This is a genomic window from Shewanella sp. KCT, from assembly GCF_007636505.1.
In the GTDB taxonomy this organism is placed as follows: Bacteria; Pseudomonadota; Gammaproteobacteria; order Enterobacterales; family Shewanellaceae; genus Shewanella; species Shewanella halotolerans.
The window spans coordinates 56,975-71,470 of sequence record NZ_LVDJ01000013.1 but is presented as its reverse complement, the minus strand read 5'-3'; the positions used below and the strand labels follow the sequence as shown (position 1 = coordinate 71,470).

The 14,496-nt window shown below is 51.1% G+C and carries 14 protein-coding genes; 7 read left to right on the top strand and 7 right to left on the bottom strand.

Annotated elements, in window-relative coordinates:
- Positions 1-60 precede the first annotated feature (60 nt).
- The 6 genes from AYI87_RS16935 to AYI87_RS16910 form a co-directional block, all read right to left on the bottom strand.
- Positions 61-1,437 (bottom strand): UvrD-helicase domain-containing protein, encoded by a 1,377-nt coding sequence (locus tag AYI87_RS16935; protein ID WP_144203879.1) that lies wholly within the window; start codon positions 1,435-1,437, stop codon positions 61-63.
- The gene (locus AYI87_RS16930) at positions 1,434-3,131 is read right to left on the bottom strand and encodes an ATP-dependent nuclease (RefSeq protein ID WP_144203878.1); all 1,698 of its coding nucleotides are present in this window, start codon (positions 3,129-3,131) and stop codon (positions 1,434-1,436) included. The genes AYI87_RS16935 and AYI87_RS16930 overlap by 4 nt, the downstream gene beginning before the upstream one ends.
- Before the next feature lie 599 nt (positions 3,132-3,730).
- The gene (locus AYI87_RS16925; RefSeq protein ID WP_144203877.1) at positions 3,731-4,309 is read right to left on the bottom strand and encodes a YSC84-related protein; all 579 of its coding nucleotides are present in this window, start codon (positions 4,307-4,309) and stop codon (positions 3,731-3,733) included.
- A 135-nt stretch (positions 4,310-4,444) separates the two neighbouring features.
- Positions 4,445-6,523 (bottom strand): alpha/beta hydrolase family protein, encoded by a 2,079-nt coding sequence (locus AYI87_RS16920; protein WP_144203876.1) that lies wholly within the window; start codon positions 6,521-6,523, stop codon positions 4,445-4,447.
- A gap of 101 nt (positions 6,524-6,624) precedes the next feature.
- Positions 6,625-7,512 carry a hypothetical protein gene (locus tag AYI87_RS16915; RefSeq protein WP_186300660.1) on the bottom strand — a complete coding sequence of 296 codons (888 nt, stop codon included), beginning with the start codon at positions 7,510-7,512 and terminating at the stop codon, positions 6,625-6,627.
- Between the two features lie 174 nt (positions 7,513-7,686).
- Positions 7,687-8,088, bottom strand: coding sequence for a nitrous oxide-stimulated promoter family protein (locus AYI87_RS16910; protein WP_409928979.1), 402 nt, complete (start codon positions 8,086-8,088; stop codon positions 7,687-7,689).
- A gap of 322 nt (positions 8,089-8,410) precedes the next feature.
- Between AYI87_RS16910 and AYI87_RS16905 the strand changes: the two genes are divergently transcribed.
- From AYI87_RS16905 to AYI87_RS16875, 7 genes are all read left to right on the top strand, one after another.
- Positions 8,411-9,265 (top strand): hypothetical protein, encoded by an 855-nt coding sequence (locus AYI87_RS16905; protein ID WP_144203874.1) that lies wholly within the window; start codon positions 8,411-8,413, stop codon positions 9,263-9,265.
- 394 nt (positions 9,266-9,659) lie between these two features.
- Positions 9,660-9,971, top strand: a complete 312-nt coding sequence (locus tag AYI87_RS16900; protein WP_144203873.1) for a hypothetical protein — start codon at positions 9,660-9,662, stop codon at positions 9,969-9,971.
- 17 nt (positions 9,972-9,988) lie between these two features.
- Complete coding sequence (locus AYI87_RS16895; RefSeq protein WP_144203872.1) at positions 9,989-11,443, top strand: protein adenylyltransferase SelO; 1,455 nt, start codon at positions 9,989-9,991, stop codon at positions 11,441-11,443.
- Between the two features lie 70 nt (positions 11,444-11,513).
- Positions 11,514-11,819, top strand: a complete 306-nt coding sequence (locus tag AYI87_RS16890) for a DUF3630 family protein (protein ID WP_144203871.1) — start codon at positions 11,514-11,516, stop codon at positions 11,817-11,819.
- Positions 11,816-12,817, top strand: coding sequence for a serine/threonine protein kinase (locus AYI87_RS16885; protein WP_144203870.1), 1,002 nt, complete (start codon positions 11,816-11,818; stop codon positions 12,815-12,817). Before AYI87_RS16890 ends, AYI87_RS16885 begins: the two co-directional genes overlap by 4 nt.
- A gap of 129 nt (positions 12,818-12,946) precedes the next feature.
- Positions 12,947-13,558, top strand: coding sequence for a thiol:disulfide interchange protein DsbA/DsbL (locus AYI87_RS16880; RefSeq protein WP_011864071.1), 612 nt, complete (start codon positions 12,947-12,949; stop codon positions 13,556-13,558).
- Positions 13,559-13,895: 337 nt separating this feature from the next.
- Positions 13,896-14,108: a DUF1107 domain-containing protein gene (locus AYI87_RS16875; RefSeq protein WP_011864072.1), complete on the top strand. Its 213-nt coding sequence runs from the start codon at positions 13,896-13,898 to the stop codon at positions 14,106-14,108.
- Between the two features lie 82 nt (positions 14,109-14,190).
- On the opposite strand, the gene AYI87_RS16870 is transcribed toward AYI87_RS16875, so the two are convergent.
- Positions 14,191-14,397, bottom strand: a complete 207-nt coding sequence (locus AYI87_RS16870) for a cell division protein ZapB (RefSeq protein ID WP_011864073.1) — start codon at positions 14,395-14,397, stop codon at positions 14,191-14,193.
- Positions 14,398-14,496: the final 99 nt, after the last annotated feature.

Here is a 14,496-nt window from a genome sequence, read left to right as displayed (position 1 = left end):
GACACATTGATTGAATCTGACTTCTATTGGACTCCACCTGTATTAATGGACAGATGTGTACTAGATGTGATTAACAAACCCTAATTCACCTAACACATCCCTAACAGCCGCCATATCTTCTTTAGCGAGCAACTCGTGATCTAAAGCCAACACCAGCCTCTTCTTAGCACGAGTAAGAGCGACATAAACTTTTTTCCATTCTTTATTAAATCGGTTTGCTTCGCTAATACCATTTTGGGTTAAGTATTTCAGGGTATTAGAGCTAAGTATGATTACACACACATCTGCATCCAATCCCTTGATAGACTCGATACTTTGGACTTTGAATTGAACGTCATTTCCCGTGCAAGAATTGCACAGCTCATACAGTTGGGCGAAGTGCTGACCATTAAGTGTCAAGCCATGAGTGGCTTTTAGCCTATTTATAGCAATTCTTGCACCGACTTCGGCAACATCGTCCATAAAGTCAGAAAAAGCTGCTTTAACAAACAAAGCTTTGTCTTTCTTGTGGTTAGAATCACGAATCATTTCCTCGATCTCTCGTGGGAATGAGTGTTTGTGTTTAGATGAAGTTGTATAGCGACCATTCTTTTTGTCGATACAAACAAGTTGTTTTGTATCTAAGTAGTTCGTTAGTAAATCGTCATATCGCCCGTCCGTCGATTCAATGTACATGAGTTCACCAACCATTTCTGATAGTGACTCTTGTTGTTGATCTTCATAACAGAAGCTGTTTGAGACAGTTAGTATCTCTCTGGGGACTCGCCTAGTTTGATTGTTGATCGGTAGTATGGTCGCGTATTTTTTTTGAGCTAATTTTTGAACGAAAGCATCAAGATCTTGGGGAAACTTGATTGCTTGTTTTGGATCTCCGATCATGTATATGTCAATATCGTTGCTGCCTAGAACTTCGAAAAAGCGAAGTGCATCTTTATCTAAGTCTTGGACTTCGTCGATGAATATCTTGTCAAAACAGCTTCCTAGAATAGCCAAAAGTCTGCGGACTTTATCTTTCTTCGCTCTGTTGTTGTGCTTGCTGGTGGTTTCATCAACAATTTGTTTAGCGATGTTGTAGACGCTCTCGGCATGAATGATGTTTTTATCTTTTAATCGCTTTAAGTGCCAGTTTTTGAATCTAGCATCGCTCGGTAACATCATTATTGATGCGTCGTTATACACATCTCCGAGAGTGAATGACGAGAATGGGTAGATGATTTCGTTTAACAAGAAGCTATGTACGGTCTGTATACAGAGATTCGACGGAATAAAGCCATGTTGTTTGATTATCTCTTGCTCTATCTTCGCTGTTGCAGAGTTTGTGTACGTCAGTGCAAATGTCTTTTTGTGACTAGTACAAGCTTCGATGTGCTCTATCAAAGTCTTTGCTAAGCCATAAGTTTTTCCAGCACCTGCACCAGCAATCTGTACTTCTATCATGATACAGCCTCGATAACCTCAGCGATGTGAGCTGGTAACTTGATATCCAGTGGATTCTCTTCATCAACCATCGCATCACATACATCAAGCATTCTTGCTGTCTTACCATTAATCATGTGTTTGGATACTGCGTCGAGGTCGCCTTTCATTTCGAATAAACCATTTAGTAAAGCTAGGTTGTCTTCTGCTTCTACTAAATCAATTTCAAGTGTGTAGTTTGTTGTTGTTCTTACAGTGACATTCGCATGCGCTGTGTCATAGGCATCATGTTTGGCTTTAGCCGCATCTGAATTGTCATAATCACGGACAACACCAATTTTCTTGTTCTGGTTATCTTTGTTCAAGGCTAGCCATATATCCAAGAAAGTGGCGTAACCACGTTGACCAATTGGAATAATATCAATGTCGTTGAGGGCTGGTTGTTTAGACAGATAAGTGCTGATTAGCATTTCTTCAGTCGGACCCTCTACGAGAATGACTTTGTTCGCAAACAGCAGCTTTAAGATGTCGAAGTTAGGTCTCTTTCTTAGGTAGTCAACTAGCTTAGTTGGAGTATCAGACAGACTAATTGCTTTCTCGCCAGTAAACGCTAACACATTAGAGATCTTTAGCTTGTTGATGATCGATGGGTTATGGGTCGAAATGATAGTTTGTACAAGCGAGCCACTGTTGCTTGAGCTTTTCTCAATGAAGTCTCTTACTAAACGAAGGTTGTTAACGCTCAAGTGTGCTTCTGGTTCTTCTATACAGCACAAGTTGAATGTATCACCACATGACTTGTAGTAAGCAAACAGGATGAGTATGTAGATAAGATTTCGTTGTCCTAAGCCTTTTTGGTACAGAAATTCATTCCCGTATTTCAAAGTGATATTCGATAAGATGTTCTTCAAGTTAGGCAGGTTAGGAGTGCACTCAAGCTGTTTGATAATACTGTCGTAATTCTCAAAATCGTCATTAGTTCCAATGACTTTGTCGAATGTTTCAGTCTTTTCAATAGCACTAAAAAACTCAGAGTAGGCGGTATTGATCTGACCTTTGTCGTCATCGTTGAGAGTGTTCATAAGCAGTTTGGTGAAAATGCTATTGGACTTCATTGAACTGCTTTCTGAGAAGTCATCTCGCTCTGCATTGATGCTATGGAGACTGACGTGTTTTAAGTCACTGTATGCGATAGGCTTTTCGTTGTTCACAGAGACGATTTGGTAGTCGTATAGCTCAACGGGTAGAGTAAACCAGTTAATATCATCTAAAGTCTTACCAGCGAGCGATTTCTTCACGACCTCAAGCAAATCTTTGTCGTCTTTAGGCTTAAAGTCGTATCTGATTTTGTAAGTTTCTTTATCTCCATCTGCAACAATCCACTTAGCCAACAGTGCTGTTTCATAAGCATCTTTCGGATCAGCGAACTCTACGGTTACTGATACTTTAGGGATCTTTTTAAGCTGATTCTCTTCGGTATCATCATTGACAACGGACGTTAGAAAATCAATAACGGAATCTTTGTTGATATCAGAAACACTCAAACGCTTCTGGTTGAAGTCTATTAGGTTGCCGCTTAACGGTAACGAAAGTGCGGTGAAAAAGTTCGTCTTACCAGTATCGTTTTCACCAATGACAACTGTTAGCTGTTGAAGCTGTGCTTCGAAAAAGCGAAAGCTGCGATAGTTGTTGATCGTTACCTTTCCAATGTACATAAGAGTTCCCTTAAATAGCATACAAGTGCATATGCCATCAATGTACAACAAATCATGTCGTTACAGTATTGATCTAATACTTGTTGGTGCCCAACTGTGATGACTCGTAACTCAGAAATGTTCAAATATGATTTTGCTTTTGACTTTTCTGTCAGGTTCAAAAGCGGTCAAATCGAAGAAACAATAGACTCAGTGTAAACACATTTGTGACCTTCCGAGGCATGGATGCCGAGGTAGAGCTCACATGGAGGTGCTCGTAGCGTGTCACAAATGTGTTTGCACATAAGCCTGCCGCAGGCAATTGATACACCATGAAGCCATGGTTCAAAGTTAACCTTCCAAATATCAAAATAAGTTTGATGCTCAGTTAATAAGCCTTTCGATGAAATGCAGCTAGATAGTCTAGTGCTGCACATGCTGCAGACAATAAATTCACCATGAAGCTATGGCTTCAAACTCCCTTCATAAATACCTCAGAAGGTCGATGCTTCACTTAGAAAAACGCAGAACAATCTTAATTATCAAGGCGATTATCGAAAATCACCCTGAGATGGGAAAGAAGAAAGGAGGGAGCCATCTGACTCCCTACCAGATGCCCGTTATTTGGGTTCAAAGGTAAAAGACTGCCCGGCCAGTGCGGCCTCATACATCAGGCCACCTTTGGCGGCGGTGAAGATCGCCATGCCGTTGATGTAAGCGGCGCTGGCGGCCTTGTTGGCACCCGATTGGCCGGCGCCTGCCGAGTTACCCGTGGTGCCCACCTGGGCATTGGCGCCGACATTGATGGCGACTGCCGAGGCGGTGGCGCCGAACTCGAAGCTGCCGCTGGTAAACTCTTGATAAGCTTTGGCATCTTTGAAGAAGATGATCTCGCTATAGGCCTGTCCGCCGAGCTGGAAGCCAATGGACAGCTGGGTCAGGCTGGAGTCGCCGGTATGGGCGCCGCCCTTGTAGACCCGTCCCTTACCGTAGGCGGCGCCTATGCCTATGCCGCCCTTGCCGACGGTGGGAAAAATGGCGTAGCCATAGGCGGAGTTAAAGAACTTCTGGGTGTCCGGGGCTTTCTTGAAGTTGGCGATCGCCTCGCTGTAGCTGTCGGCGGCGAGCGTCATGGGGGACGTCAATAATCCCAATGCCACACAACAGCTTAGAATTAAGGTAGACAGATACTTATGCATGATGACCTCCATCGATTTGGATGGTTTTAGCATAGTTCGACTGGTTAAGAATGAAAACGCCTGTTGATGAAAAAAGCGCCAAAAGTGGCGCTTTTTCGATTGATGTCAGCTCGGGTTCAGCTAACAAATAGGCTTTTACTTAGCCTCGTCCATCTGCTTACCCAGCACATAGTGCTCAAACCACAGCTTGTCCCAGTCCATCTTGGCCTGTCTGTGCTGGTACTTGCTCAGACCATGGCCTTCACCCGGATAGACCACCAATTCGACTGGCACGTTCAGGTAGTGCTTCAGGGCGCGGTAGAGACCCTGGGCATGACCCAGTGGCACGCGCTGATCGTTTTCGCCTATGTGGATCAGGGTCGGTGTCTTGATCTTGTCGGCATGGGTCAGCGACGAGCCGTGAGTGTAGGCCTCTGGCTTCTCCCAGGGCAGGCCCTGCATGAAGTTGATCACATGGCCTGGGGTGTCCTCCAGCATCCACTGCAGACGCTGGTCGAATACGCCGGCCCCCGAGCTGGCTGCCTTGAAGCGATTGGTGGTGCTGATGAGGGCGTTGGTGAGGTAGCCGCCGTTACTCCAGCCCATCACCGCCATCTTGTCACCGTCGGCGATGCCCTGCTTGATCAGATGATCGACACCGGCCATGATGTCGGCCACCTCGATCTCATGCTCCTGTCCCACCAAGTCCGTGAGGAACTTGTCGCCATAGCCGGTAGAGCCGCGGTAGTTAGGCGAGAGTAGTGCCCAGCCGTTGGCGGTAAAAGTGCTGCGGCCATAAGATCTGTGTTGCAGCGCATAGGGGGTGGCCGAGGTCGGACCGCCGTGGATCTGCACGATCAGCGGTAGCGGGCCGTCACTCTTCTTGTAGCCTGCGGGCAGATCCAGGATCCCCTCCACCTGGCTGCCGTCCGGCGCCGTCCATTTTACTACCGAGATCTCTGGTAGGACCCAGCTGTCGACTTGTGGGTTGATGTTGGTCAGGCGCTTGTATTTGGCCTTCTTGCTGGCGGCGTCGGCGATGAAGAGGTCGCTGAAATGATCCAGGCCGTTGTGGCTGAAGGCCAGTTTCTTGCCATTGTGGGTGAAGCTATAGCTGCCCATCACCAGATCGCCTGCCAGTACGGTACGGGTGTCCCCTTGCCCCTGGTTATCTACTTCGCTACAGAAGAGTTTGACCCTGGCGTGGTCGTAGCCGCGATAGCAGAGCTCGTCGCTGCCTGGCCGCCAATGGATGTCGCTGGAGTTGAAGGTGACATCACCCTCTGTCTTCACCTGAATTAGCTTGGCCTTGTTATCCTCAGGCTTAACCACAAACAGCTTGCCCGGGTGGCCATCGAAGTCGATGCGAAACGCCAGGCGTTGGTTGTCTTCATGCCAGGCCAGGCCCAGTAGCCAGCCGTAAGGCGAGGGCGCCTGTTCGCGCCAGGCGCTGTCTTCCAGCACCTTGTTTTGCTGTGACTGGGTGTTGAATACCTCTATGTTTGACCAGCCTTCCAGGTTAACCAGTTCGTTGTCCTGGGTGGTAATACGGGCGATCTGGCTGGCGTCCTGGTTGACGCTGAAGTTCCACACCACCTTGTCATCGTCCAGTACCAGGCTCTGTTGGTAGTGGTCGAGATCTAGCTTGTAGAGGGGGTTGGTGGTGACCTTGCCGTGACCATACTTAGGCGCGCCGTGTTTGGCTCTTACCTTGGCCCAGATATCTTTGTCTGTAGTGGTCTTGTTGGTGAGGAAGTAGAGGCTCTTGCCATCTTGGCTGAGCTGAAACTGTTTTACTCCCTCCGCCTCCTTGGTGACTGGGACGGCCTCTGTGCTGCCCAGGTTGATTCTGAACACCTGAGCCTTGCCGTTGTAGGGGGCCTTGTTGTCTTCGCGGTTCTGCTTGACCAGATAGTAGATGGCGCTGCCGTCCGGGCTCCACTGAGGGCTGGACTCGCTCTCGTTGGTGAAGGTGAGGCGGCTGGTCTTGCGTGACTTGGTATCGATGAGCCAGAGATCTTTTTGCGCCTTGTCCAGCTCCTTGTCCCAGCGGGATTCTAGCCAGAGCGCGTGTTTGCCATCTGGGCTGAGCTGGACATTGCCCATGTTACCTATGGTGAAAAAGTCATCCGTGGTGATCTGGTGAGTACGCTCGGCGGCCAATACGCCGCTGCTCAGTCCCATGGCACCGGCACAGATCGCCGCCAACGCGGTGAGTTGATATCCCCTTCCCATCTTGCTCCCTTCTCTAGTGATTGCTTGAGTAATTCTTGTTAATTGAGGTGGTTAAGCCCGGATACATTAACGCAAAACCGCTTAGGTATAAATTGAGTTAATTATTTTTTGTCGGATTGCAGCAGTTGTTGCAGATAATTGAGTTCTTCGGCGCTCAGCAGCTGACGGCTGCTGCTTGGACGCGCCTGGGTTTGCAGGTCGGGAGAGAGACGTCCCCTGAGATAGGCGGACATGGTGATCTGCTTGAGCCCATAGAGGGCCAGCAGGTAGAGGCTGAGGAGCAGAAACAGCCGGGTGCTCGCCTGAGCCGCCAGGCTGACCTTATCCCCCAGCAGGTAGGGCAGTATGACTAATCCCATGCGCACCAACCAATTGGTCAACATGGCCAGCGTCAGCGCCAGCAGCCATCTAAACTTGATATCCTTGAGGCTGTCCTGATGGGCGCGGTGAGCCCGTCCCTTGAAACGGCGCAGCAGGCGTAAGATAGCGTAGAAATAGAGGCCGGTCTGCAGCAGCAATAGCAGGGGCAGCACAGTACCCAGCAGGGTGACATGGTTAAACTGGGTCATAATATTAATCGAGATCTGCTGGCGCATCTCACCGCTCAGCAGCACGCTGATGCCTATCACCAGCACCAGGGCGATGGCGGGGATGAAGTGGCGCGACAGGCCGATAGAACCCTTGATATCGTGCAGGCTGCGATAGCAATAGAGATACAGCATGGGCATCAGCAGGAAATAGGCCGGGATCAGCAGGATAAATAGCTGTTGCAGCGGCAGGGGCGAGTTGTCTCTGTTGAGTAGGCCGGTGAGAAAGTAGAGGGCCAGCAGGCTGAAGATGGCGCCTAGCAGCTTGTGATTGTCGTTGCGGTCACGGTACAGATATCTGAGGTAGAGTCCCAGGCCGATACAGTGCAGGCCACCCAGCAAGGAGAGCCACCAGTATCCTTCGAATAATAAGCCGTGAGAGTGCGTATCCATAGTGCTCATTGTTGACGCAAAATGGCCGGCGAGGCAAGCGTGACATGGGATTTCGCCTCGAAATCCCATCAAGAGTTAAGGCGCTGATCTCAGCTTGGAAATAACGGGTTAACCCAAGGTGAATTTTGGGCCTTATTGGCGCTGATTATCGCCGGGCCGGTTCAGCTGGAACCGCGTCCCGACCTAAGAGGAGGGTTTATGCTCCTTGGCCAGACGCAGGTGACGATTAGACGCCGCCGCGGGCGGCTTACCCGGCACGGGACCACGTTCGGCCCACAGGTGACGTATCGCCATGATGGGGTGGGGCAGCAGCATGCGCGGGCCGGAATAGATCATTATCTCTCTCGCCTTGGCCTTCGGTTCAGGCTTGTAGCAATGCACGGGGCACTTGTTGCAGGTGGGCTTGTCCTGACCGTAGGGGCAGCGGTCCAGCCTGGTGTGGGCATACTCGAGAAACTCGCTGCATTCTGGGCAGTTGGCCACATCGCCCTTGGCCTGGCAGTGGTCTTTGCAATAGATATGTACCATGGCGGCGATGGTCTTAAACTCTCGCAGCAGCTTACCACTTAGGATCTCTTGGTTCATGATATATCCGACTTCTTTACTGGGTTATAGCTAGCCTAGCCCGAGGCGAACGGGAACACAAAAGCAAGCGCCGAAATTATGAAGATGCGCACAAAATGGCACTTTTAGCCGGCTCAGTCCGCCGCTGAAAATCAAGGCAGAAAAGGCCATTTTTACCCCCTAAGCATGATTTTAACGGCTGTTTTTGATACCCGAGCGAAAAAGAGGTATAAATATTTGATTTATAGCAAGAGAATCGACTAATAATATCGGTTAATATCTAGACATATTTGCGATATGAAAATGCCTGATACTGGGCGCGATTAATCAACGGTGGATGATAATGAAATATATAGCCATTATTTTGCTGGTAGCGGTGGGCGTTTACCTGTACAAACGAGCGCAGCGACTGGCACAGGAAGAGCAACAAGCAACCCAGAAACCGGTTGAAAAGGTGGTATCAGGCGAGGCCGTGAATGTGCCTGGCGAGGAAGCGGAAAAGGTGGTCTCGACCCCAGCCGACGAGGGCGTGACCTTCGAACCTGTCGAGCCCGCTGAGACAGAGGCTGTTGAAGAAACTGTTGTCGAGCCCGTTGAGACAGCTGCCGTCGAAGAGGCTGTCGTAGAAGTTGTCGAAGAGAAGAAACCGACCGAGGCAGTACTTGAGGTTGAACAAGCTCCCGAGCAGCTTGCTGAAGAGCCAGAGCCAGAGCCAGAGCCAGAGCCAGAGCCAGAGCCAGAGCCAGAGCCAGAGCCAGAGCCAGAGCCAGAGCCAGAGCCAGAGCCAGAGCCTGCCTTTAAGATGCTGGCGGTGACCGATGAATCATGGGCGAATGACAAGCTGAGCGCGTCGTTAGCCCAATATCGCGCCGAACCAGAGGCCGAAGGTAAGCATGTGGCGTTGCTACAGGCGATCGCCGAGTGTTACAAGCAGCGTAAGCAGGAAGAGTACCGCGAATATGGCGCCGCGCTGTCGCCATACTATCAATCGCTGTTTGCGGCTCTGCCAGCCCCGAGCAAGGAGAAGGGCGTCGGCTTCATGCACCTGGCGACCCTGCTCAACGACTGTGGTGACTTCGATGGTGCGATCAAAATTTGTCAGGCGGCCATAGGTTATGGCCTCTCAGATGGTACGGTTACCGGCTTCGAGGGACGTATCACTCGCATCGAGAAGGCCAAGGCTAAGGCGCAGGCCTGATCTTAGCCCCGGCAGCAATCTACTGCATCTCGGCGAATAGCCGTGTAAACTAGTCAAGCAATACTAAAGAGGCGATCTGAGTGTCGCCTTTTTTATGTCCGGAACATTTATGCCCTATCCGCAGGATGACTGGCAAGAGCCCCAGGGATGAAGAGGAAATGGCGTTATGTCCGGAACATTTATGCCCTATCCGCAGGATGACTGGTATGAGTCCCAGGGATGGAGAGTAAATGGCGTTATGTCCGGAACATTTATGCCCTGTCCGCAGGATGACTGGCAAGAGTCCCAGGGATGGAAAGGAAATGGCGTTATGTCCGGAACATTTATGTCTCAGGTCGCAGGGCTATATTGGCCTTGGTTTAGGTTGGACAATCTGTGGTAACAGGAGATTAAAATGCGCAGCATGATGGCTTTCGCGGCATTACTATTAACTATGACGGCTTGTACCCAGGTGCCACAATGGACCCTCTTCTATTATCCCGATGCGGCGCCGGGTGCCTCCGCCGAGGCGCTGACGAGTCAAGGTGAGCTAGACCAGCACATAAGCGGCTACTATCAGCAGCTGGATCAGTGCCTGGCAAAGGGGGCTGGCATGTTGAAGCTGAGTCAGACGGGCAGCGGCAGTTATCTGTGCGGTGAACTTTGTCAGCGCAACGAGGCGGGCGCGCTTAAGTGTCAACGCCTGGAAACTATGGTGAGCCAGTGAAGCATAAGGGTTAGCCAATGAAGTTTAAGCAAGATTATTTCGACCAACTTAGCGGGTTTTATTCCCAGGTGACCCCTCAGGGGCTGCCGCGCCCTCAGTGGCTGGCCTGGAGTGAAGATGCCGCCGCGCTAATTGGGCTTAAGCAGCCCGATGACGAGTTGCTACAGGGGCTGGCAGGCAATCAGGCGATCCCGGGTGCCAGCTATTATGCCCAGGTCTATAGCGGTCATCAGTTTGGCGGCTACTCGCCTCAGCTTGGCGACGGCCGCTCCATCATTCTCGGTGAGGCCGAGGGTCCACAGGGCTACTGGGATGTGGCGCTAAAAGGCGCGGGCATGACTCCCTATTCCCGCCATGGCGACGGCCGCGCCGTGATGCGCAGCGCGGTGCGCGAGTTTCTGGTTTCCGAGGCGCTGCATCATCTCAATATCCCCACGACACGGGCCCTGGCGGTGATCGGCTCTGACTTGCCGGTATGGCGTGAGACTCAGGAGACGGCGGCCATTACCGTGCGTCTGGCCAAGAGCCATATCCGCTTCGGTCATTTCGAGTTTTTCTGCCACAGCGAGCAGGGCAGCAAGGATAAGCTCAAGCAGCTGCTCGACTTTACCCTGAGCCAGCACTATCCCGAGTTGAGCCGTGACCAGGCTGGCTACATCGCCTGGTTTAACCGTGTGGTGGCCGATACCGCTAAGCTGATCGCCCATTGGCAGGCCGTCGGCTTCGCCCATGGGGTGATGAACACAGACAACATGTCGATCCTTGGCGATAGCTTCGATTTCGGCCCCTTCGCCTTCCTCGATACCTTCGAGGAGGACTTTATCTGTAACCATTCGGATCCCAATGGTCGCTATGCCTTCGGTCAGCAGCCGGGCGTCGGCCTGTGGAACCTGCAGCGTCTGGCCCAGGCCCTGGTGCCGATTATCGCCTCGGACGATCTAATCGCCGCCCTCAATACCTACCAACATCACTTAGTGCAGGCCTATCTGGTCTTGATGCGCGATAAGCTAGGCATCAAGTTGGTTGAGCTGGCAGGCAGTGAGAAGGATGAGGCGGACCTACAGCTGATCGGCGGCTTTACCCAGCTGATGGAGGCTAACCGTTTGGATCACACCAACACCTGGCGCCGCTTTGCGCAGCTGGATCCGAATAGCCAACACTCCACCCTCAGGGATGACTTTATCGATCTCGCCGGTTTCGATACCTGGTATCAGGCCTATCGCGAGCGCCTGGGACAGGTGAGTGATGTGGCCAGCTGGCAGGCGGCGCGGGCACAGGTGAATCCTAAGTATGTGCTGCGCAACTATCTGGCTCAGGAGGCGATTATTGCCTGTGAAGAGGGCAATACCCAGCCGCTGGCCGATCTGCACCAGCTGCTGACACGCCCCTTCGACGAGCAGCCGGAGAATGAAGCCTACGCCAAGCGCCCACCCGAGTGGGGACAGGGACTTATCATGTCCTGTAGCAGCTAGCCGGCCGAGATAGCCGCGCGTGGGCCTAAAAGAATCAGTTTGAAGAGGCAGGGAACACCCTGAGTAAGTTATGAATCAAGAGTTGAAGATCAGCGCCATTAAGGTCGAGCCCCAGGCCAAGAGCCTGTCGATTCTGGCCGATGTGGATTTTGATCGCTTCGATCCTTTTGCCGAGGCGCTCGTTAAGGCGCTAGATTGCCGGGTGATCGAGCGTCATTGGGGCGCCGATAGGCATCAGTGGCTGCTGGAGTTCGAGGGCAGCCTGTTGCAGCTAAATTATGAGTTTTATGGTGATGTTTGCTGGCTGTCTGTGGAGCGTGACGATGAGGTCGAGGTGCTCGTCTATCTGGCCAGCCTATTGGAGTCACAGCTATGACAGAATCGATGCAAGGGGCGGGGTTTCATTTTCAGGCCTTGACGCCGGATCTTATCCTGGATGCCATTGAGTCTGTGGGCATCTACCCCGAGACAGGGCTGTTAGCGCTCAATAGTTATGAGAACCGCGTCTATCAGTTTCGCTGCGATCTGGGGCGACGCTATGTGGTGAAGTTCTATCGCCCCGAGCGCTGGAGTAACGAGCAGATCCAGGAGGAGCACGACTTTTGCGCCGAGCTGGTGGAGGAGGAGATCCCTGTGGCGGCGCCGGTGATCATCGAGGGACGCTCACTGCAGGAATATCAGGGTTATCGCTTCGCGCTGTTTCCCTCCATGGGTGGGCGCGCCTTCGAGGTGGATAACCTGGAGCAGCTTGAGGAGGTGGGACATTTCATCGGCCGTATTCATCAGATGGCCAAGCGTCGTCCCTTTGTGCATCGTCAGACCCTGACGCCTAAGCTGCTGGGCGATGAGTCTTTGGCGTGGCTCAAGGGCTCAGATCATGTGCCACCCAGCCTTGAGACCGCCTATTTCACTATAGTTGAGCAGGTGCTGGAGAAGGCGAAAGCCATCTGGCATCAATATCCCACCGAGGCGATTCGCCTGCATGGGGATCTGCACCCCAGCAACATCTTGTGGACCCCGGACGGCCCCGGTTTCGTGGACTTAGATGATGCCAAGATGGGGCCCGCGGTGCAGGATATCTGGATGATGCTCTCGGGCGAGCGCTCACACCAGACGCTGCAGCTTGAGGTGTTGCTGGAGGCCTACGAGGAGTTTTGCGACTTCGATAATCGCCAGCTGCATCTTATCGAGTCGCTGCGGGCGATGCGCATGTTGCATTACAACGCCTGGTTGAGCCGCCGCTGGCAGGATCCCGCCTTTCCGATGCATTTCCCCTGGTACGGCGAGGAGAAATATTGGGAGCAGCAGATCCTGGCCTTCAAGGAGCAGCTGGCTAAGTTAGATGAGCCGCCGATCACCCTGATCCCCTATTAGTCGGGGCTAATTTGGCTGTAATTTGTAACAGAAAAATGAACTTATCCGCTTGAGGTGGACTCCAAACCACTTTAAGGTATGGTCAATCTTTTTGTCATAGTGGTGCTGAGGCACTGTTAAGGAAGCATAATGAAGAAAGCGTTATTGGTAGCACTGGCACTCTTAGTTGCCCCTATGGCGGCACTGGCCGCCGATTACAAAGAGGGAGTTCATTACACGGTGATCAACGATGGCCCGGCTACGGCTAAGCCTGAGATCGCCGAGTTTTTCTCTTTCTACTGCCCACATTGCTACAACTTTGCCAAGACTCAGGTGCCTAAGATCAAGGCTAACCTGCCAGAAGGCGTAGTGTTTAAGCAGAACCATGTTGAATTTATCGGCCGTGAAATGGGCCCAGAGATGTCTCGTGCCTTCGCCGTAGCGAATCAGCTTAAGGTTGAAGACAAGATGGAACACGCGCTTTTTGCCGCTATCCACGACAAGAAGCAACGTTTCGTTAGCCGTGACGATATCCGTCAGCTGTTCATCGCCAATGGCGTAGATGGCAAAGATTTTGATGCCGCCGCTAACTCTTTCATGGTGAGTGCACAGATGGCGCAGATGAAGCGTGCCACTGAGAATGCCAAGTTGTCTGGCGTACCTGCCCTGGTCGTGAACGGCAAGTACCGTGTTGAGACTGGTGCGATTAAGTCTTACGACGAGTTGCTACAGATTGCTTACTACCTGACTAGCTTGAAGTAATTGGCAGTCGGTTATCGAAAGGGGCTTAGGCCCCTTTTTTGTTGCCCAGAATAAAAAAAACCGTATTTCCGGTCGCTATGGAAATACGGTTATTGAGCTAAAAAGCTCTATTTACCCTGAGTAACTGCTCCAATCTACCAGTGTGTCAAAAATTTGGCAAGCGCCAATTTTTATTTCGCCTAGTCTATTAGTCTGATAGACAAGGTAAATTTTTAGCACTATGGCATGCGGGTCAAATTTCGCGAAAAAAATGCTCAGAAAATTGAAACTAACATGGTAAAAGACCTGTCGAATCTAAGTATAAAAATAAGAACGCAGAGTCTTGCTTGGAGGTCTCATGAGAGTTTTTCCTGTCTACGCACCGAAATTGATTGTCAAACATGCCCGAATCTTTGTTTCCGGGGTGATCTGGGTAAAAGACCTGGGACGATTAGAGTTCGAGAAAGGAAAATTTTTGCTGCCGCGTCAGAGCCTGCCTCAGGTAAAACGCGCCATCATGGAATTGAATGAAATGATTGAGCACCAACATAACGAGGCGAAGACGGCTTAGGTCTTCGCGCATCGAACGCGCTTATCAATAGAGCCTCATGCTCCTTGTATAAGCGCCTCTCCTCTGAAGTTAGTCGCTAAGGTTATTCGCTAACTTCGTCGTTCAGCAGACCCACAAGCCCGGTGACTTTCTCGTTCCAAGAGGTGAGATCTTGGCTCAGCTGTTGGTTCTGTTCGTTCAGGGTATGGTTCTTCTGCTTCTCTTCTTCAAGCTCCATTTTCAGTAGCTCAATGGTTTCGAGTGCCGCTTGGATTTTTGTCTCCAGCTTGGACAGTAGTTCAAGGCTCATGGGGAGGTCCTAATAGTTTCTGGATGGTGCTTCGATTCTATCAGTGCGGCTATCTGAGTGAATAGCTAATTCGTGCTAAATGTCTAAAAATCCATCTAT